The 18,586-nt window shown below is 41.0% G+C and carries 17 protein-coding genes; 8 read left to right on the top strand and 9 right to left on the bottom strand.

The window, feature by feature from the left end:
• Positions 1 to 66: 66 nt before the first annotated feature.
• The 3 genes from H6G92_RS18235 to H6G92_RS18225 form a co-directional block, all read right to left on the bottom strand.
• Positions 67 to 1,236 (bottom strand): sugar phosphate nucleotidyltransferase, encoded by a 1,170-nt coding sequence (locus H6G92_RS18235; RefSeq protein WP_190895050.1) that lies wholly within the window; start codon positions 1,234 to 1,236, stop codon positions 67 to 69.
• A gap of 231 nt (positions 1,237 to 1,467) precedes the next feature.
• Positions 1,468 to 2,298 carry a segregation/condensation protein A gene (locus tag H6G92_RS18230; protein ID WP_190895049.1) on the bottom strand — a complete coding sequence of 277 codons (831 nt, stop codon included), beginning with the start codon at positions 2,296 to 2,298 and terminating at the stop codon, positions 1,468 to 1,470.
• Positions 2,299 to 2,662: 364 nt separating this feature from the next.
• A complete protein-coding gene (locus tag H6G92_RS18225; RefSeq protein ID WP_190895048.1) occupies positions 2,663 to 3,748 on the bottom strand; it encodes an AI-2E family transporter in 1,086 nt (361 codons plus the stop codon).
• A gap of 135 nt (positions 3,749 to 3,883) precedes the next feature.
• Here H6G92_RS18225 and pdxH point away from each other — a divergent pair, with 135 nt between their 5' ends.
• Positions 3,884 to 4,528, top strand: coding sequence for a pyridoxamine 5'-phosphate oxidase (pdxH, locus tag H6G92_RS18220; protein ID WP_190895047.1), 645 nt, complete (start codon positions 3,884 to 3,886; stop codon positions 4,526 to 4,528).
• 169 nt (positions 4,529 to 4,697) lie between these two features.
• Here the strand turns inward: pdxH and H6G92_RS18215 are convergent, their stop codons facing one another.
• Positions 4,698 to 5,318 (bottom strand): FMN-dependent NADH-azoreductase, encoded by a 621-nt coding sequence (locus H6G92_RS18215; protein ID WP_190895046.1) that lies wholly within the window; start codon positions 5,316 to 5,318, stop codon positions 4,698 to 4,700.
• A 487-nt stretch (positions 5,319 to 5,805) separates the two neighbouring features.
• Positions 5,806 to 6,705, bottom strand: a complete 900-nt coding sequence (locus H6G92_RS18210) for a DUF3153 domain-containing protein (RefSeq protein WP_190895045.1) — start codon at positions 6,703 to 6,705, stop codon at positions 5,806 to 5,808.
• Between the two features lie 790 nt (positions 6,706 to 7,495).
• Between H6G92_RS18210 and H6G92_RS18205 the strand changes: the two genes are divergently transcribed.
• From H6G92_RS18205 to H6G92_RS18190, 4 genes are all read left to right on the top strand, one after another.
• A complete protein-coding gene (locus tag H6G92_RS18205) occupies positions 7,496 to 8,947 on the top strand; it encodes an MOP flippase family protein (RefSeq protein ID WP_190895044.1) in 1,452 nt (483 codons plus the stop codon).
• A 23-nt stretch (positions 8,948 to 8,970) separates the two neighbouring features.
• The gene (locus H6G92_RS18200; protein WP_190895043.1) at positions 8,971 to 10,434 is read left to right on the top strand and encodes a Coenzyme F420 hydrogenase/dehydrogenase, beta subunit C-terminal domain; all 1,464 of its coding nucleotides are present in this window, start codon (positions 8,971 to 8,973) and stop codon (positions 10,432 to 10,434) included.
• Positions 10,435 to 10,603: 169 nt separating this feature from the next.
• Positions 10,604 to 11,830: a polysaccharide pyruvyl transferase family protein gene (locus tag H6G92_RS18195; RefSeq protein WP_190895042.1), complete on the top strand. Its 1,227-nt coding sequence runs from the start codon at positions 10,604 to 10,606 to the stop codon at positions 11,828 to 11,830.
• A 193-nt stretch (positions 11,831 to 12,023) separates the two neighbouring features.
• Positions 12,024 to 13,106: a glycosyltransferase gene (locus H6G92_RS18190; RefSeq protein ID WP_199344869.1), complete on the top strand. Its 1,083-nt coding sequence runs from the start codon at positions 12,024 to 12,026 to the stop codon at positions 13,104 to 13,106.
• A 585-nt stretch (positions 13,107 to 13,691) separates the two neighbouring features.
• On the opposite strand, the gene H6G92_RS18185 is transcribed toward H6G92_RS18190, so the two are convergent.
• Entirely contained in the window at positions 13,692 to 14,234 is a 543-nt protein-coding gene (locus tag H6G92_RS18185; protein ID WP_190895041.1) for a tetratricopeptide repeat protein, read from the bottom strand.
• Positions 14,235 to 14,404: 170 nt separating this feature from the next.
• Between H6G92_RS18185 and H6G92_RS18180 the strand changes: the two genes are divergently transcribed.
• Positions 14,405 to 14,800 carry a hypothetical protein gene (locus H6G92_RS18180; protein WP_190895040.1) on the top strand — a complete coding sequence of 132 codons (396 nt, stop codon included), beginning with the start codon at positions 14,405 to 14,407 and terminating at the stop codon, positions 14,798 to 14,800.
• A gap of 70 nt (positions 14,801 to 14,870) precedes the next feature.
• Here H6G92_RS18180 and argB read toward each other — a convergent pair whose 3' ends face one another.
• Positions 14,871 to 15,767 carry an acetylglutamate kinase gene (gene argB / locus H6G92_RS18175; RefSeq protein WP_190895039.1) on the bottom strand — a complete coding sequence of 299 codons (897 nt, stop codon included), beginning with the start codon at positions 15,765 to 15,767 and terminating at the stop codon, positions 14,871 to 14,873.
• Between the two features lie 87 nt (positions 15,768 to 15,854).
• On the opposite strand from argB, the gene H6G92_RS18170 reads away from it, so the two are divergent.
• Positions 15,855 to 16,076: a Uma2 family endonuclease gene (locus H6G92_RS18170; protein ID WP_390625511.1), complete on the top strand. Its 222-nt coding sequence runs from the start codon at positions 15,855 to 15,857 to the stop codon at positions 16,074 to 16,076.
• Between the two features lie 12 nt (positions 16,077 to 16,088).
• On the opposite strand, the gene H6G92_RS18165 is transcribed toward H6G92_RS18170, so the two are convergent.
• Positions 16,089 to 16,634: a shikimate kinase gene (locus H6G92_RS18165; RefSeq protein ID WP_190895126.1), complete on the bottom strand. Its 546-nt coding sequence runs from the start codon at positions 16,632 to 16,634 to the stop codon at positions 16,089 to 16,091.
• A 951-nt stretch (positions 16,635 to 17,585) separates the two neighbouring features.
• Between H6G92_RS18165 and H6G92_RS18160 the strand changes: the two genes are divergently transcribed.
• Positions 17,586 to 17,780 (top strand): hypothetical protein, encoded by a 195-nt coding sequence (locus H6G92_RS18160; protein ID WP_190895038.1) that lies wholly within the window; start codon positions 17,586 to 17,588, stop codon positions 17,778 to 17,780.
• Positions 17,781 to 17,799: 19 nt separating this feature from the next.
• Here H6G92_RS18160 and H6G92_RS18155 read toward each other — a convergent pair whose 3' ends face one another.
• Positions 17,800 to 18,501, bottom strand: a complete 702-nt coding sequence (locus H6G92_RS18155) for a LapA family protein (RefSeq protein WP_190895125.1) — start codon at positions 18,499 to 18,501, stop codon at positions 17,800 to 17,802.
• Positions 18,502 to 18,586: the final 85 nt, after the last annotated feature.

The following is an 18,586-nucleotide window of genomic DNA, read 5'->3' as shown; positions in this document are numbered from 1 at the left end:
GAAGTGAAGAGGAAAACACAAAATAATAACTCCAAACTTCTAACTCCAAACTTCTAACTTCTAACTTTAACTTGCGTTTGTCCCCAACAATTCCTCTATTGCTTGTCGTTCAACAGGGGTATGGGATGGTGGTGTCTGACGGGCATCGGTAATCAGCCAGTCTAAAGCAGCGGCTTGAACATCGATTGCAGCGCCAGTTTTATCTACGCAATAACGTCCAAACACCAGCTTATCGACTAACCGGACTCCGGGGCCTAGCCGCGACCATTCAAAAATCACGCTGTTTTCGACTGTTGCGCCACTACATATCCAACAATTGGGGCCAATCATCGCTGGACCGACAATTTTAGCTCCGTCTTCTATTCTCGTCATACCGCCAATGTAAACTGGGCCCGTGATATCAACTTTGTCCCAATTTACGGCGACATTTAAGCCAGTGTAAATGCCAGGGGCGACTTCATGACCGGGAATTTGCACATTTTTGATTTCACCCAGCAGCACACCACGAATCGCCCGCCAATAGTCTGGGACTTTACCAATATCTACCCATTCAAAGTCCATAGGGATGGCATAGAAGGGTGCTTTGATTTCTACCAATTTGGGAAATAATTGGCTACCAATGTCATATTCCACATCAGAGGGGATGTAGTTAAAAACCTCTGGCTCAAATATGTAAATACCTGTGTTGATATTAGTGCTGAGGGCTTCTTCAGTTGAAGGTTTTTCTTGGAAAGCTTTGACACGACCATCCTCGTCAGTGACAACCACACCGTAGCTAGAAACTTCTTCCTTGGGGACAGATTTCGTAATAATAGTAGCGATCGACCCTTTAGCTCTATGCCATTTAACCGCCGCAGTTAAATCCAAGTCAATCAAAGCATCACCGCACAACACCACAAAGGTATCATCAAAAAACGGTGAGAAGTCTTGGATGCGCCGCATCCCTCCAGCTGAACCTATTGCTTCTCCCTCCAGTTTACCTTCATCATCAATTTTCCCTTCAAAGGAATAGGCAATCTGCACCCCAAACCGCTGACCATCACGGAAATAGTTTTCTATTTCCTCAGCCAAATGACTAACGTTGACCATAATCTGGTCAAATCCATGTTGGCGTAACAGTTCCAGCAAGAACTCCATCACTGGCTTTTGCAGGATGGGAATCATTGGTTTAGGAATTGTATAGGTAATCGGACGCACGCGAGTACCCTTGCCAGCCGCGAGAATCATCGCTTTCATAAAAATTTATTCCTCAACCACAAGCCAGTTTACTTTCATCGAGTGATACTTAATCATCAGTTTTTATTTCTGCTCTAAGTCATCCTCAAAACAGGGATAACAGGAATTTAGTGGTTATTGCAACCATAGGTATACTTAGATGACAAGCGATCGCTTATCTTTTCAATTTACTCGGATTTTGGGACTGAATCAAAAATCTGTAAATTATCTGTAGGGCTATTTTGCGCTTTTTTAGTTCATTGACTGCTCAAAAGGTTTGTCAGTGTTAGCTGAATCTGTAAGTAGGCGAATTTTAATCTCATGGTAAAACTCCTCTTGAAATAGCTCTACTTTCGATTGAGCCGAGAGTAATAGTAGGGCCCAAAAAACGCTAACTAAATGGCTGTGTTTAGACTCATGTCCAGACCCATTTTGGTATGGTTGCTTTGTCTGAGTCCATAACTCTACAAGTTGTTCTAAATTCAACCAATTTTGTTCTGAATTTAGCTCCCTTGCCGATATATTCAACACCTGCTCCAGTTCCCCAGCTACTTCCGTCAGATTTTCCTGGTGAGCTAACTCCAGCGCCTCCCGCATACTTTGGACGCTAGGCAGACGTCTGGGACGGATAGGTTTGCTGACTTTTTCTACTAGTTTTAGCTGGTTCGCCATAATCTGCAATTGCTTGATTAACTCTTGCAGAGTCACTCGGCGCTTTGGTGGCGGCATTGCCGCTGGACGACGACGCAATTGCCGTTCTAATGGTAGACGATGACCGTGATGTGATATTCCGTCTTCATCTTCCAGTAGGGCATCATCTACTACACCATCTTGGATATCTCCTACTGTTGACAACTGCATCAACGTATTTGCTTTGAACAATACCAGCATTGATGCTGACAAAAATGCCTGTCCAGATTGGGACAAGTCAGCTTCATAACCTCTTCCTATTGCCTCTGGTGCCATCAGTTCTAAGTAACGGTCAATCACCTCAATCACTTGGACATCCCAAGGGTCAATTTCTCCCTGTTCCGCTTGGTAAATCAGGAGTGTGATTGTTTCTAATAGCTCGGAAGCTTCCATCAACAGGTTCTAAGTTAATTAATGAGAATTAAAAGACCATAAATTCAACAGTAAACTCATTGACTATTGGCAAAGCGTGTACTTTATGAATTCCCTTGCGCTTCTTTTATTTAGGAATTGCCTGCTGGCGGTATCCCCTGAAATTTGTAATCAATCACCATTGTGAATTGTGAGATCAGATTGTGCAACTTTTGACCTTGGGCATTGGGCATTGGGTATTGGTATTGGGAAAAGACAAGGAAGACAAGGAAGAGGGGGGAGACAAGGAAGAAAGAAACTTGTTCAATAATTCTCCCTTGTCCCCCTTGTCCCCCTTGTCCCCCTCATCTCCCCCTGCTTCCCCTGCCCCCTGCCCCCTGCCCTCTTAATCAGGGGGCGAGTCATGAGTCATAATGACAGTTGATACAAAATCACTCGGCTTGCCGCTCTTGATCGCATCAAAAGTGCCTTTAATAGTACCAGCAATGGGAACAGCAACAAGCGTCCCCAATAATCCAGCAATCTCAAATCCCATCAAAATAGCAACAAAAATCCAGATAGGATTCAATCCAATAAAGTTGCCGAGTAACCTGGGAGCTAACAGGTTATCTTTAAGCTGCTGCATAAGAATCGCCGCTATGGCAACTTGAACTGCTAACCACCAATTTTGCAGCAGTACTAAAATCGTCACCAGACCAATGCCAAGAGATGCCCCAATAAAGGGAATGAGTTCTGAGATACCGATTAATATGGCAAACAACAGGGCAAAGGGCACCTTCATCACTAAGAAAATTGGTGTCAGGGCTAGCACCATGAAAAGTCCTAGCAACAACTGGCTGAGGAAGAAGTTCTGGAAGTTTAGGCGTAAGGATGCGGTAAGGGGGTCTCCAATATTAGAGGGTAAAAGATTGACCAGACCATACCAGACGCGATCGCCATATAAAAGCATATAGAATGCAAGCACAATGACTAACACTATGTCAAGTAAACCTGATAGCAGTGTCCCAGCAAATCCCACTGCACCAGAAGCTAGCTGTTGCACCAGATTCTGAATGTTGGCATTGATTTGACTGCTTACAACTCTCAAATCAATTGGCAAACGTCGTTGTTTTGCCAGCATCTCAAATTGCTCTAGGTTTGCTTGACTGGCACCTAACCAATCAGGGATCTTATTTAAGAGTTGGATTGTTTGGTCAATGATCAACGGCACTAGGGTCACGCCCAGAATCCCAAATAGGGTTAATGTTGCAAGTAAAACTATGATCACCGCCTGAGTGCGCGTGATCCGAGCACGTTCAAAGAACTTAACCGGGTAATTTAGTAGAAAAGCCAGAATCGCCGCAATGCTCAAGACCGTAATTGGATGCTGGAAGTAGCGAAAAAGCACCGACAGTAGCCAGACATTAAGAGCGATAATTGGACCGCTCAGACCATAAATTAACAGGCTTTGGAGGGAGGTCGAACGGCGCATCTTATGCAACCTAGTTTAGATATTCCTGAGACAATTTGTAAAATTCCTGATGGCACTGATAATTATCATAGATTTTTTTAACAACGGTATATATAGAAAAGCATAAGTGTATCTGATCGCAGGAAGTAAATCAAAATGGACAAAACCGTAGCTGACCTTCGCAAAGACTACACCTTGGAAGGTTTGAGCGAACTCGAAGTAGACCTCAATCCTTTTATCCAATTTAGAAAATGGTTCGATCAGGCTCTAGCAGCACAACTCCCTGAACCCAATGCCATGACCATTGCTACCGTTACACCAGACGGTAAGCCCTCAGCCAGAATGGTGCTGTTGAAAGATTTTGATGAACGGGGCTTTGCTTTCTTCACCAACTACAACAGCCGCAAAGGACAAGAACTGGCAGAAAATCCTCTAGCGGCTTTAGTCTTCTGGTGGGCGGAACTGGAACGTCAAGTTCGGATTTGTGGGTATGTAGAGAAAGTTTCCGAAACTGAGTCCGACCAGTATTTTGATACTCGCCCTGCCAACAGTCGCCTGGGTGCGTGGGTATCTAATCAAAGTGAGGTGATAGAAAGCCGAGAAGTCCTAGAGCGACGTTTACAGGAGTTCTACAGCAAATATGAAAATCAGGAAATTCCCCGACCGCCTCATTGGGGAGGCTTACGAGTGATCCCCACAGAAATTGAGTTTTGGCAAGGCCGCCCCAGCCGTCTGCACGATCGCTTACTTTATAGGCGTTTAGATAATGACACTTGGAAAATTGAGCGGTTGTCACCTTGAAAGAATGAGGGAGCAAGGGGAAATGTAGCTTGAGCTTCCCGCAGGCTGGGGGACAAGGGAGAATTATTGAACAAGTTTCTTTCTTCCTTGCCTCCATCCTCTCCTTGTCTTCCTTGTCTCTTTCCTATGCCCAATGCCCCACATCAGAGCATCTGTAAAATTCAATACATTACCACTGGGTGATCAAATCTTGAATTGCTGCCCGTGCTTCTGATAAAGATTGGGTACGGGCATCACCTTCATTCAGGCTATTAGCGTTAATAAATTGAATGTCTGTAATCCCAATAAAGGCAAAAATCGTCCGTAGGTAGGGTTCTTGGAAGTCGTAAGCAGCGAAAGGAGATGTGGGACTAAAGTCACCGCCGCGAGCTGTAATGATCAGCGCCTTTTTACCCTCAACTAACCCTTTGAAACCGCCTTGAGCATCTATAGCAAAAGTCCGGTTAGCGCGAACGATTTGGTCGATGTAAGCCTTAAAAGTGGAAGGGATATTCAGGTTATACATTGGTACTCCAAAGACGTAGCGATCGGCCGCCAATAACTCATCAATCAGTTCATCAGAAATCCTGATTGCCTCAGTTAATTCTGGAGTATGGGTTTCTGGTAGTGAAAATGCAGCTGCAATCCAAGCTTCATCAACGTGAGGAACTGGGTGACGACCTAAATCTCGATAGGCGATCGCGTCTTCAGGGTGCGCCGCTTTCCAACTACTGACGAATTCCTTAGATAGTTCTCTTGAGTGCGATCGTTCAGCACGGGGGCTGGAATCAATATGTAGAATATTTACCACCAAATATCTCCTGATTAGCTAAGTATTTTTAGGGTTGTTGTTCAAAGATATTGTAACTGCGGTCTTCAAGATAATTGAATCCATGCCGAGAGTTCTTCAATGTTAAGAAGTTTTTAAATACCAGCTTTATCGAGGCTGCTGTCTTATGTATTTCCGCGCCAGATTACGCAAATTACAAAGGTACGAAACATAAACAATCTCTTTACCTAATTCGCTATGACTCATTTTTAGGACTTACGCATTGACAAGAAATACCAAATATGGGGCAAGGTTAAAAAACATATCTTTCGTAAGGGCACAGCATGGTCTATTTACGATCGCAGGATAATAAAGAAAAGCCTGAAACAACCTATTTTAGATAATCCACATCACGATGTATTTGTACAGTGCGTAAGTCCTAAGTTTTATAAAAAGCTGGGCGAAATGTAAAAAAGCCGATGGAGAATGCATCGGCTTAACTGACAATATTCAACAGGTGAATAGTCTACTATTCCTGAATAGCTGCTGCTTTGGGAGGAAACTGAATTCTCGGATCTGGCATGAAATTGTATCTCAAGTACAATCCACCCGAGACAAACAGGATAATCAATAAAGCACCAATACCAAGGGGACTAGGAAGCCAGAAAATAGCTTCTATATGGTTTAGCTCACCAGGCTGGAGTTTCCACACCAGTTGATTGCCATTCTTTTCTGGGGTAATGGCAGTTTCAGTTTGTTGAATATTTTTGGCTCCCCAAGGAGTCTTCAGGCTAAAGTCCAAGTCGAGAATTGAACCAGCATTAGCCAGAACGTTACCTTTGCTGGCAATTAGAGACAGCGATCGCAAATCCAAATCATAAATCAACCGATTTCGGACTAAAAGTAAAAAATTGCTTTGTTCCAAGAGGACGTTTGATTCAATTTTCGGTAGTTCTGAGTCAGATTTGCTCTGCACAGACTCAGAGGGCTGATTAGCACGGGAGTTAAAAAATTCGTTGAACTTCTCTTGCAATTCCCTACCACTACTAAAAGGAATTGTGACGATGATTTCTTCTTGGGAAACTCGCTGTGTTTTACCCTCAAGTTTACGGGTGCGGCGCTCTATGCTATTTAACCATTCATATACATAATCGCCACTAAAACTAGTTAGCCGCTCTCCTAGCTTAATATGCTGTACTATTTCGCCACTATTTGAATTATCAAAGTTAAGCCCCACATCGTACTTAACACAGCCAGATAGTAGCAGGGATGTTAACAGCACTAGCCACAGAATAGGATTCCGCATGGGAAAGACACGGTTACTTCGATTTCGACCAATTAATGGTGAGAGAAATTCCATTTTTGCCAACACAAAACTAAATGGTCTGATTAACCACAAGAAAATTTTTCCTAAAGTTGAAGAATTCATAACTAGAAATCTCTCCAAAAGTCAAACTTTTTAACTTATCTTGACTTTTGTGGCAGTCATGTCTTCTTCCTTAGTTAGCGTAGCGTCTTGTAGAGAAGGGGAACCACTAAGGGCGATAGTGCAGCCTACGCCAGTTCTAGAATGGGGGAACCTTCCTCCGAGTGATAGCTCCTACGTCGCGATCACCACTCACTTTTACCACTGAACTTACCGCAATAAACTGGCTCCCCTGGAGAAACAAACTGCCGAAAGGGTTTGTCTGACACTTGAAGGGCGGAAAGTTGGATCTATTACGCCTTGACAGACAACTTTATTTTACTTAACATGACTTCAGAAAATTGCCAAGAAAGTCCAATCATTAACAATACCTGTGCCAAATTGACATTTCAGTAATTACCGATTGTGATACTACTGAGTGCGGAATGTGGCTTACATTCCATTCCTGCTTTAGCCACTCTATGATCTCTAGAGTTCTATTAAGCTTCATATAAAATTGGTATCAACAGTAAATTTTCTGTCAAAAGTTTATTGAATGACTACCAATTTGCAAAAACATTGTGGTACAGTCTTCCAAGAGTAATTACTTAACGATAAAAAATATTTTTCGGTATAGCACAAGAGTTACATATACTTTCTGTGTCATTTTGGGAGTAAAGAATTTTAATGATAGCTATAACTTAAATAAAAAAAGTTGAACTAACTGGCGTGACAGAAAATAGTCCAGTTAGTTGCTCTTAGCTGAGAATATCAAAGCTACATCGTGTAGGTTCTTTAATCGGTAAACTATGTAATGGAACCACCTAAAAATTCATCAAGTTTGCGACAAAAAGCTGTTATAGGGGTATTGTGGTCTGCTCTAGATAGTTGGGGTAGACAAGTTATCTCCCTTGGTGTTTTCTTCGCACTTGCACGCTTACTCGGTCCAGAAACTTTTGGTCTGGTTGCTCTTTCTAGTGTGTTTTTGGGTTTTTTGCAAGTTTTTCTTGACCAAGGTTTTTCTCAAGCAATTGTGCAACGACAAGATGTAGAAAGAGAACATTTAGATACTGCCTTTTGGACTAATTTGGTAGTCAGTTTGCTGGTAGCAATACTAAGTATTGCTGGCGCTGGATTTATTGCTGAATTATTCAAAGAACCAGAGATTACGCCAATTATCCGCTTTCTATCTCTCGGCTTTATAATCAGTGCTTTTAGTAGCGTTCAGGAAGCAATTTTCCAACGTAAACTAGCTTTTAAATCTCTTGCCATACGCTCATTGGTAGCAGTAGTTATTGGCGGCATAGTAGGTATAGCTATGGCGTTTACGGGATTTGGAGTTTGGAGTCTTGTTGGTCAGCAATTAACCAATAGTTTTGTACAAGTTTTAGTACTTTGGTGGGTAAGTGATTGGCGTCCAGGATTTAGATTTTCTCAAAGACACTTCAAAGAACTATTTGCCTTTGGGGTGAATGTAATGGGGATGAATTTCTTTAATTTCTTAAATCGCCGCTCTGACGATTTTTTAATAGGTTATTTTCTGGGTTCTACTGCATTAGGATATTACAGCGTTGCATATCGTTTGCTGCAAACTTTAACGCAATTACTAACTAGCATTATTGTAAAAGTTTCTCTTCCTACTTTTTCCAGGTTACAGCAAGAACCTGAGAGATTACGTAATGCACTTTACCAAGCAATCCAATTTACTAGTTTAATTACTTTCCCAGGGTTCCTGGCCACAGTAATATTAGCACCTGAAATAGTGACGGTTATATTTGGAGAAAAGTGGTCACCAAGTATTCCAGTAATGCAAGTTTTGAATCTTGTAGGTATTCTTTATGCTTATTTTTATTTCAACGCTTCTGTAATGATGGCTATGGGCAAACCTTCTTGGAAATTAGCTTTAGATTTTGTACAAGCCGTTAGTAATGTTATTGCCTTCGCTATAGCAGTTCAATGGGGAATTGTTGCTGTTGCAGCAGCATACGTCATCAGAAGTTATTTGATGGCACCTCTTAATATTTGGGTGGTTTGGAAGTTAATTCATATTGATGTGAGGACTTATATCCGCCAGGGTGCTGTTTCTCTAGCAGGAACATTAATTATGCTAGCGGTTATATTTGCTATAAAATATTTTTTGAGTAATGTAATTAGTTCTTCTGCGGTACTAGCTATTGCTGTATTGGGAGGTATCATAGTATACGTATTGTCAATTTTCGTGATTGCGCCAAAACTATTTTGGCAGGTAGTCAATATTGCCCGTTAAGCTAGTAAATAAAAGAAAATTGGATGACACAGAATCAACAAATTGAAAATAATAGCGTACCTTCTGAGGTAACTAAGTTATTAGAAACCGTAATTGATGGTGGTTATTGTATTGGTTGTGGCGCTTGTGCTTCAATAAGTGGCTCTCCTCTAAAAATGCAACTAGATGAATATGGCAAGTTTAAAGCGACTATTGATCCATTAGTAGATCAGTCATTTTTGAGAAATTCAGTGCAATCTGTATGTCCTTTTTCAAAGGAAAGTTTAAATGAAGACGAGATTAGCCAACCATTATTCAGTAATGATTGCCAATATCATGATAGAATCGGCTACAATTTAGCTACTTATGCAGGCTATGTATTAGAGGGTAATTATCGCGATCGCGGTAGTTCAGGAGGTATGGGAACCTGGCTTGTGAGTAGTCTTCTCAGTGAAGGACTAGTCGATGGTGTAATTCATGTTCATCAACGCCATCCCACCGCATCAGACCCTAGACTATTCTCCTACCAACTTTCAACAACTATACAGCAAGTACATAGTAGTGCTAAGTCACGCTATTACCCTGTGGAAATGTCTGAGGTGATACAGCTAATTCGTGAACGACCAGGACGTTACGCAATTGTTGGTATCCCATGTTTTATTAAAGCTGTTCGTCTGTTGATGCGACAAGATCAATTACTAGCTGAAAGGATCAAATTCTGCGTAGCCCTAATTTGCGGACATCTTAAGAGTATGCGCTTCGCCGAGATGTTTGCTTGGCAAAGCGGTATCGCACCTGGTAATCTTTTAGCAATTGACTTTCGCAAAAAATTACCAGATGCAGACGCCAACCGCTACGGTGTTGAAGTGACTGGAGTTCAAGAAGATGGACAGATAGCCACTCATGTTATGCCTGTACGCGACCTCTACGGTACTGATTGGGGGTTGGGCTTCTTTAAGTACAAAGCATGTGACTATTGTGATGATGTAGTAGGGGAAACAGCAGATGTCACGGTTGGTGATGCTTGGCTACCTCAGTACGTTAAAGATAGTAAAGGCACAAACGTTGTAGTTGTGCGTCACCCAGTCATTCATGACATGATTGAGCGTGCTATGAGTGCGAGGCAATTAAAGCTTGACCGTATTAGCGCCGATGAAGTTTCTCAATCACAAAAATCAGGTTTTCAGCATCGACGAGAAGGTCTGGCTTATCGTTTGTACTTAACCGATTTAGAGGGTAAATGGCGTCCTCAAAAACGGGTTCAACCAAAAGCTAACCATCTCAAGCGCAACCTTCAAGAGCGGCAACTTCTAAGGGTAGCTCTAGCAGCAGAAAGTCATATTGCTTTCAAGGATGCCGTTGATGCTGGTAAATTTTCTTTGTTTAAGCAGCGGCTAGAACCCCTAGTGCAGAGATATCAAAAGCTATATAAGGAAGCATTATGGAGACGAGCAACGTGGCGGATTAAACGACTATTGAAAGGGCTATTGCTGAAGATTGGTGCTTAATTTCTATATTTTCATGAATGATGATTTTGCAAAAATATACAAAGAAATCATTTATGAAAAATAGAAAATATATATCAAATAATTTTGCTCTCAAGCCATTATCCAATTAGTTGCTTTTTATATAGCTCACGAATATTCTGTTTTAAAGATTGATAAAGGTTAAAATGTCATGAATGCAATCATTACTGGAATTACTGGATTACGTAATAGAGGGGTTGAAGCATTAGTTATTCCTACTCTTGAACAGTTACTACAACGTCAGCCTAATCTGGCTATCGATGTGTTAACCCTGACACCTGACTATGATGCAATGCGATTGGAGATTTTTGGTTCAAAGCCAATAAAAGATCATCTAAGAAATGCTAATTCAACAAGGCTACGCAAATTACGTAGCAATCTTTCTCAGTTTTACAAGCCTTTGTCAATTGATTACCAATCTAATGTAGAAAATATCCGTCAAGCATCAATTGTGATTGCTTCAGGAGGAGATGTATTCAGTTCGGACTATGGGGGACTAAATAGACATTTGTTGCCATTAGAGTTAGCGTTGAATGCTGGTGTGCCTGTTGTATTTCTGGCTCAATCAATTGGCCCATTCAAAACTAAAGAAGAGGCTGATGCTTGGGTGGAAGTTGCTCGACGTTCCAAGTTGATTACAGTTAGAGAAAAACTTTCCTACAACTATGTTACTAAAGATTTAGGTTTAGATCCTTCACTAGTTAAGCATACTGCTGATCCAGCCTTTTTGCTGAACCCACCATCTCCAGAGATTATAGCTAAAATACTCAGTAACTACGGTATTGACCAAGATAGACCTAAAATTGCGATCGCGCCTAGTCAGGGTATTTGCCGTTACGCTGCTCAAGATTACGACAAGCATGTTAATGTCTGGTCTCAGGTAGTACAGCTCATGATTAACGAATTGAAAGCGCAGGTATTGATAATTCCTCATGTTCAAGAAATCGATGCGAATAATGATGATCGAATCTTTGCTACCCAATTGCTAAAAGCCCTTAACTACAATCCAGATGTTCGGCTTGCGGGTGCAGATCATACTGCATCAGAGTTTAAAGGCTTAATTGGAGCTTGCGACATGATTGTAGCGGAAAGAATGCATCCCGCGATCGCTGGGCTTTCCAGTGGGATCTGTACTATGCCAGTTGGTTATTCAGTCAAAGCAGAGGGGATTATGAGCGATCTTTTCGGTTCTGAAGCAATGCACAATGGACTACTGATCTCAATTCAACAATTTCTAAATGCTGATGTAGCTTGTGAAGCAATTATTCAGTGTTGGAATAAACGTCACGAGGTAGCTAACCAACTGAATCAAGTACTGCCAAAAGTTAAGCAAGCAGCAGCCACCAACTTTGATATGATTACGGAAATTTTGAAATAGAAGTATTGCCATTGAACTGAAGTATACATAGCCCTGGTTGGTAGACTTATACCAGTAATAACTACCTACGGCAAATTAGTAAAAAAGGTAATTATTACTATACTTAAGTCAGCCAACCGTGCAAAACTGTATAATATTGTAAAATCATTGGTTAGGTCGAGATATATATGTTATTTAGTTGAAATTATTTAAAATGGAACACATAAAATCGATTTTTCTACCTCAAGTAACTGACGATAACCCTTACACAAAGCAGTTGATTGATAACTTAGAAAAACTAGATATTAAAGTTGAATTTCCAAGTCTTCAATCTTCAAGAACCTTTTTTTTACCCGAAGTAGTCTTACATGGTAAGGCAGATATTGTACATTTACATTGGTTACATCCATTTTTTATCCACTCAACAAATATAGTGGTTAACTTACTTAAATTATTGATAGTGATATTTGAGCTAGTTGTCCTAAAAATGATTGGCATAAAAATTATTTGGACTGTACATAATCTTAAAAATCATGAAAACATAAACTTAACTTTAGATCGGATTTACAACATTGTTGTAGCTAAATTATCTAACGGTATCATTACTCATTGCCAAGCGGCGAAAGAAGAAGTTATCAAAGAGTTTTCCGTAAAGAAGAAAGATAAAATCTTCGTTGTTCCACATGGGAATTACATAGAGTGTTATGAAAATAAGATAGAAAAAGTAACTGCCCGAGAAAGTTTAGGTTTAAAAGATTCTAATCTTGTTTTTCTTTTCCTTGGTACGATTCGCCCCTACAAAGGAGTGTTTGAACTTATAGATACATTCAATCAACTATCTAGTGACAAAGTCCAACTAGTAATTGCTGGCAGAGTTCACAACGATAATCAAGAAATGACGGATACGCTTAAACAAAAGATTGCTAATAATCAAAGAATTAAGTTAATTCCAGGCTTTATTCCAGCTGATAAAATTCAACTGTACATGAATGCTTGTGATGTAGTTATATTTCCATACCGAGATATTTTGACATCGGGCGCAGTAGTTTTAGCAATGTCCTTCGGCAGAGCCTGTATAGCACCACGCAAAGGTTGCATTGGAGAAGTGCTTGACGATACAGGGGCATTTTTATATCAGATAGATGATGAAAATGGTTTAAAGAAAGCCATGAATTCTGCTTTAGAAAAGCATTCTGAACTATTTTTTATGGGACAGCACAACCTCCAGTTAGCTCAACAGTATAATTGGGAACACATTGCTAAGATGACAGCAGATGTATACCGTTATTGCTTATAGCGCTTCCTATCCAGATGCGGTACAACATTACATCACGAGGTGTAGGGGCACGACACTGCCGTGCCCCTACAGACGTACCTCACGTAAAGGAGAACCGCTATGTAAAAATTAACTAATGCTGGGACACAATAATAGTAGAATGTTGTGCTTGGGCAAGAGAAAAATATTTTGTGCTTGTGTTGATGTAATTGTTTAGGACAGTTACGAAACAGCTGCTAATTTTATTTTTTGGATCTCTTTATACTTAGCAAGGATAACTGGCTTTAGTAGGTAGAGTAATCCTGAAAGGATTGAGTTCGCAATTTCATCCTCTACTAATGACTATCTATGTAACTGTGAGTAAATATCCTAGAAAACTCAACTCTTACCGTTTTGGTGCGGGGCTGAAAACGCCCCGCAAGCAAGAGTTCCAAGGGTGAAAAAACGAAGTATCATCCAAACACCCTAACTAAAAGGTTATTAGGACAAGACATTACTAGAAAGTCTTTTATTCGTGTTCAGTTGAATAACTCCACATTTAGCCGAAATTACTGCTCATACGAAATTACTGCTCATAGTAGGTGAATCATCTAATGTAAGTTGGTATCAGTTTGGCGTTCCTGAGAAATTCAACCAAACCAAGTATGAAATGGTTAAACCAATGGCAATTAGCGCCACCCAGATAAAGCGATTATCTTTGGTATTGACCTGACTGAGGTCTACGAATTCTGGTTCTGTAGGTTTAGGCTTCTGCTGGACAGAAGATTTAGTAGGTTTAGCAGGTATAGAAATTTTGAGTTCATTATCAGATAGTGCGGCTAAATCGGGGATTTGGGTCATCCACTCGCTGGGTCTTTTCAGCTTTGGTGCTTTTAAAATGTAAAGCATCCGTCGCGCTTGTTTGCTAATTTCAAAATGGGCATGGCGTTTGAGTCTTTCGCAAAGAGCGATCGCATCATCGGTGCGTCCAGCAGCTTCATAAGCTGTCACCAGATAAATTTCTACTTCGCCCCCAAGGCGAGTATTACGAGCTAACAGGGCGCTGGCCTTTTCTAAATTTTCTATGGCTTCGCGGTATTGCCCATTTTCAAAGGCAACTTTCCCAGCATGGTAGCGGGTTTTAGCAATTTCTAAACTTTCTGTACTCACGTCTTCTATAAAAAATCAGCACTGTTTTAATTTTGCCAATGCCAGCAATCTTTTTGGAATCTTTTCAGAAGCTGGCAATCTGAAAGTAAATAAACTTCTAAAATTTTAACTAAGTAGCTGCAATAATTTTCTGATTAAAAACTCTGGTATCAAATGCAGGTGAGCAAAATATGTTGAAAATCAAGCATTCGCAACTGAATTGGCTCTTAGCAGGCATGACTTTAGCAGTGATGGGTGTAACCATTGCTCCAGCTGCTGCCCAGCGTGTGATAGTAATTGACGGTGGTTATGGAATCAGGCGATCGCCTGCTGTCGGTTCCTTTATTTATGGTAGTCCGATTCCCACACCTATGCCTGTAGACCCAGCAACGGGACTGATGCCACAACGCAATAATTACCCTGATTATTCCTATCCCCAGGTAAGGCAAAACGTGAGAAATTCCACACTGATTAATCCAACAATTCGAGACTCAACCGTAGTTAATCCGGTGATTATCAACAATTCATGGCGTAGTACACCATTTAGCGGTGGGCAATCGCGGGTTATTATTACCTATCCTCGGTAAAGTGAGGTTAGGGAGCAGACTAGGATAATTCCTGTAGAGACGCGATTAATCGCGTCTCTACTCCTAACTCTTACGAAGTAAACTGCGAACCGAGAATCATTGTCCCAATCCCAACGTCAGTAAAGATTTCTAGTAAGAGGGCGTGAGGAATGCGACCATCGATGATGTGTGCTGCACGAACTCCTTGAGCGAGCGATCGCACACAACAATTCACTTTAGGGATCATCCCACCACTGACTATACCATTGGCAATCAACTCGCGGGCTTCGCGGATATCTACTTTTGGAATCAAAGTAGATTGGTCTTTGTAATCTTTTAAAATTCCACTTGTGTCGGTCAGTAAAATTAACTTTTCTGCTCCTAGTGCAGCAGCGATTTCTCCAGCTACAGTATCGGCGTTAATGTTATAAGCTTGCCCTGTCTCGTCTGCGGCTACGCTGGACACTACCGGAATATAGCCATTGCTAGCGAGGGTGTCCAAAATCTTGATATTCACATTGCTGACTTCCCCCACAAAACCGATGCCTTCTTGACCTTGGGGACGGGCTGTAAATAGATTACCGTCTTTGCCGCAAAGTCCTACAGCCAATCCACCAGCTTGGTTAATTAGCGCGACAATTTCTTTGTTAACTCGACCAACTAAAACCATTTCCACCACATCCATTGTGGCGGCATCAGTGACTCGCAGACCATTCTTAAATTGTGGTTCGATTCCCAGCTTATCTAACCAGCTGTTAATTTCTGGGCCGCCGCCGTGTACTACAATCGGACGCAAGCCCACGCAGGATAAGAATACAATGTCGCGGATAACTTTGTCTTTGAGTGTGCTATCTTTCATAGCTGCGCCACCATATTTGACAACAACAGTGCGACCGGCGAATTGTTGAATATAAGGTAGTGCTTCGCTTAGTACACGCACACGAGTGGCTTCAGCTTGCCTGATGTATTCAGAATCGTTGACCGTCATGAGGAGCCGCCGTTGAGAGTTAAAACCTATTTCAGTCAGTGTAGAAGACTTTGTAACTCGTCACAATCTCTAATGTTAAAGTCGAGTATGTTTGTACTGATCAGCCATAGCTGTTTGGTTCTGTTACAAGAGAAAATGCAGGAGTACATCAATAACGGTGCATTACTAGGCTGGTTAATTGATCGGCAGAATCGAAAAGTCTACATTTACCGTCCTAATCGAGAACTTGAAATTTTGGAAAATCCCGAAGCAGTTATCGGCACTCCAGAATTACCAGGATTTGTCTTACGGATGGCTAAAATTTGGTAACTTGAGTCTTCCTTAATGAGAAACTTGTGGTTTAAGAACGTTAGGAATTGCCTCAAGTATTCGCTTGGCAATGTCTTCAGGTGTATCTGCCTCTTGCACCGTGATATGCAAATCAGCTTGAGAGTAAAGTGGTGTTCGTTGTTCGAGAAGCGATCGCAATTTACCTTTAGGATCAACATCTTGCAGCAGTGGTCTTGTGGTATCCTCAGCTAAACGGTTATAAATTAGCTCCACTGGCGCATCTAGCCACACTATCAAACCGTGGTGCAAGTAACCCCAATTTTCTCGCCGCAGTACAATGCCTCCACCGGTTGCTATAGTCAACTTTGTAAAAGCACAGACTTGTGAAAGCACATCACTTTCTAGCTTGCGAAACCCTGCTTCGCCAACTTCTGCAAATAACTGATTGATAGATTTACCTGTTGCTTGGGAAATGACATCATCGGTATCTACAAACCCATAACCCAGTTCCTTTGCCAGTAAGCGCCCTATTGTCGTCTTACCAACGCCCATCATCCCAATTAAGTAAAGGTTGACTCCTTGTAATAAGCTGCTCACCAGTTGCTTCGCTCCAATTATGAGTTCTGTTAGCGGTAGTGGGGCGTTTAGCCCGTGCTGAGTCACAGTTTCCAATTATAAACTCAACGACTCATACCTGCGTATTCAACCGATGTTCTAGAAAAGCAATCGCCAATTAGCTGATATTTTCGATTCTGCTTTTGCTAGCAAACGCATCATACAGCTCCAGTTTTTTATTTTACTGAGTATTCTGCCTGGTTACTCAGCATTTATTCTATGTATTTATATAATCGATTACAAAGAAAAACTCTAACAGTACTGCTACTACGGCTTCGATAAACTCCATTAGCAATTTCCGCAGAATTAGAAGCGTAAAGTAAACCTTTGAGTAATTTATTTTCAATGGATAATAAGGCTTTTCCCTGTGCCAATATCAAATTTACGTATAACTTTTCTAACTTTCAATTATTTTTAAATTCTACAAATTCATCTTCTAATTGATTTGAATTAACTGCCGTTATTACTGTTGTTAATGTATTTAAAGTAACTTAGGCAGGAGATTAACGATTTTTCTGTGAAATTACCATCAGTAATAAATGATGAATTTCTCAGGAATGTAGTAAATTTTCTGAAGTAACTTGGTAATTGCTGCATAGCGATCGCTATGCTTAACGAAAAAATTAATATAGCTTGTTTGAAACTTTATCCAAACAATTTCTGTCTATCTAAATAATCCGAATTTTCACTCTGGTGGTTAATTTTAAGTATACACAATACTGTGTTTCTACCAGCACCGTGTAGTTATTCTAAAAATCTAGTTATAACAAGCCCCAAACAATTAAATGTTTCTGATAGAGGTGTAAATGATGACTTTTTTACTGCGATCGCCCAAAAAAACTTTGCAATTTTGAAGTTTCGGCACAAAGACTACTGCATATTTCACCCCAATAAGCCTGAATGAATAAATATAGGATGAATGAGGCGTCAACTATGAATAGAATTCGTGACGTTGTACAAAAAGCTTTAGCAACTGGCTATTTGACAGTGGAAGCTGAAAATCAACTACGACAACTGTTGACTACCCGATATGACTTGGAAGATTTTAATGCTTTCATGACTTTGCAGGAAGCTGCCATGACTGGTAAGGTCAAGCAGGAGTCTAGAGAGCGGTGTGGCATCAAGTAGAGACGTAGCCTCCTACATCTCATCGACGGGGGCGTTTATCATCATCCTCAAAATCATCATCATCATCAAAAAAGTCCCAATCATCATCATCAGCTTGATTGGTAGCCGGCGGCTGATAAGGGGGGATAATTACCCGGTAATCAGCATCGTAAACAGATTCAGTTTTTCCCGCAGCCGTATTTTTTGGCTCACGGTAGCTGTAGGAATAAACTGAACCAGACTGAGAACTGCTTTTGACTTCTGATTGACGTTCATAAGTTTTAGAGTCTCTAGGCTGTTGAGCTTGAGGATTAGGATTAGGCGCTTCCTCTGACCTTTCATCAAAATTCCAATCATCATCTCTACTGCCATTTGTCTCCCAATCATCAAATACATCACTAGTAGGCTCTTCTTTTTTACTAGCTGGTGGTGGAGAACTGGCAGGACGAGATGTAGGTTCTTCTCTACGGTTTCCCTTCGCACGAGGCGGAGTTACGCTTCGGCGGTCAGAAGTTTGGCGTTGTCCTCCCCCAAAATAATTGGATAAGTTAAACAAGGTAGCAATCAATACAGTTGTGAAAGCACCAGTGGTAGTACTGAACAAAATCCATATCGCTAGTGGTAATGGTTGAGTTCGCACGCCCAAAAATACTAGCGATAGGGCAGGTGAGAAATTTTGGACTAACAACAGTGTTAGTCCTCCCAGTACCGCCACCAATAGAATTAAGCGAATTACAGCCATAGCAATTTTGTCAGTTGTCATTTATCAGTGGTCAGTAGTCAGTGGTCAGTTATCAGTCTGATTATTCTTCACTGATTACTGTTTA

The sequence above is a fragment of the Nostoc foliaceum FACHB-393 genome (assembly GCF_014698505.1).
GTDB lineage: Bacteria > Cyanobacteriota > Cyanobacteriia > Cyanobacteriales > Nostocaceae > Nostoc > Nostoc foliaceum_A.
The sequence above is the reverse complement of the archived record's forward strand: the minus strand, read 5'-3'. Positions and strand labels throughout refer to the sequence as shown.

What these genes read in the sequence shown, in the direction of transcription:
- H6G92_RS18235 (WP_190895050.1), bottom strand. Translation starts at nt 1,236, where the DNA reads ATGAAAGCGATGATTCTCGCGGCTGGCAAGGGTACTCGCGTGCGTCCG.
- H6G92_RS18230 (WP_190895049.1), bottom strand. Translation starts at nt 2,298, where the DNA reads ATGGAAGCTTCCGAGCTATTAGAAACAATCACACTCCTGATTTACCAA.
- H6G92_RS18225 (WP_190895048.1), bottom strand. Translation starts at nt 3,748, where the DNA reads ATGCGCCGTTCGACCTCCCTCCAAAGCCTGTTAATTTATGGTCTGAGC.
- pdxH (WP_190895047.1), top strand. Translation starts at nt 3,884, where the DNA reads ATGGACAAAACCGTAGCTGACCTTCGCAAAGACTACACCTTGGAAGGT.
- H6G92_RS18210 (WP_190895045.1), bottom strand. Translation starts at nt 6,705, where the DNA reads ATGAATTCTTCAACTTTAGGAAAAATTTTCTTGTGGTTAATCAGACCA.
- H6G92_RS18205 (WP_190895044.1), top strand. Translation starts at nt 7,496, where the DNA reads ATGGAACCACCTAAAAATTCATCAAGTTTGCGACAAAAAGCTGTTATA.
- H6G92_RS18200 (WP_190895043.1), top strand. Translation starts at nt 8,971, where the DNA reads ATGACACAGAATCAACAAATTGAAAATAATAGCGTACCTTCTGAGGTA.
- H6G92_RS18195 (WP_190895042.1), top strand. Translation starts at nt 10,604, where the DNA reads ATGAATGCAATCATTACTGGAATTACTGGATTACGTAATAGAGGGGTT.
- H6G92_RS18190 (WP_199344869.1), top strand. Translation starts at nt 12,024, where the DNA reads ATGGAACACATAAAATCGATTTTTCTACCTCAAGTAACTGACGATAAC.
- H6G92_RS18180 (WP_190895040.1), top strand. Translation starts at nt 14,405, where the DNA reads ATGTTGAAAATCAAGCATTCGCAACTGAATTGGCTCTTAGCAGGCATG.
- argB (WP_190895039.1), bottom strand. Translation starts at nt 15,767, where the DNA reads ATGACGGTCAACGATTCTGAATACATCAGGCAAGCTGAAGCCACTCGT.
- H6G92_RS18170 (WP_390625511.1), top strand. Translation starts at nt 15,855, where the DNA reads ATGTTTGTACTGATCAGCCATAGCTGTTTGGTTCTGTTACAAGAGAAA.
- H6G92_RS18160 (WP_190895038.1), top strand. Translation starts at nt 17,586, where the DNA reads ATGAATAGAATTCGTGACGTTGTACAAAAAGCTTTAGCAACTGGCTAT.
- H6G92_RS18155 (WP_190895125.1), bottom strand. Translation starts at nt 18,501, where the DNA reads ATGGCTGTAATTCGCTTAATTCTATTGGTGGCGGTACTGGGAGGACTA.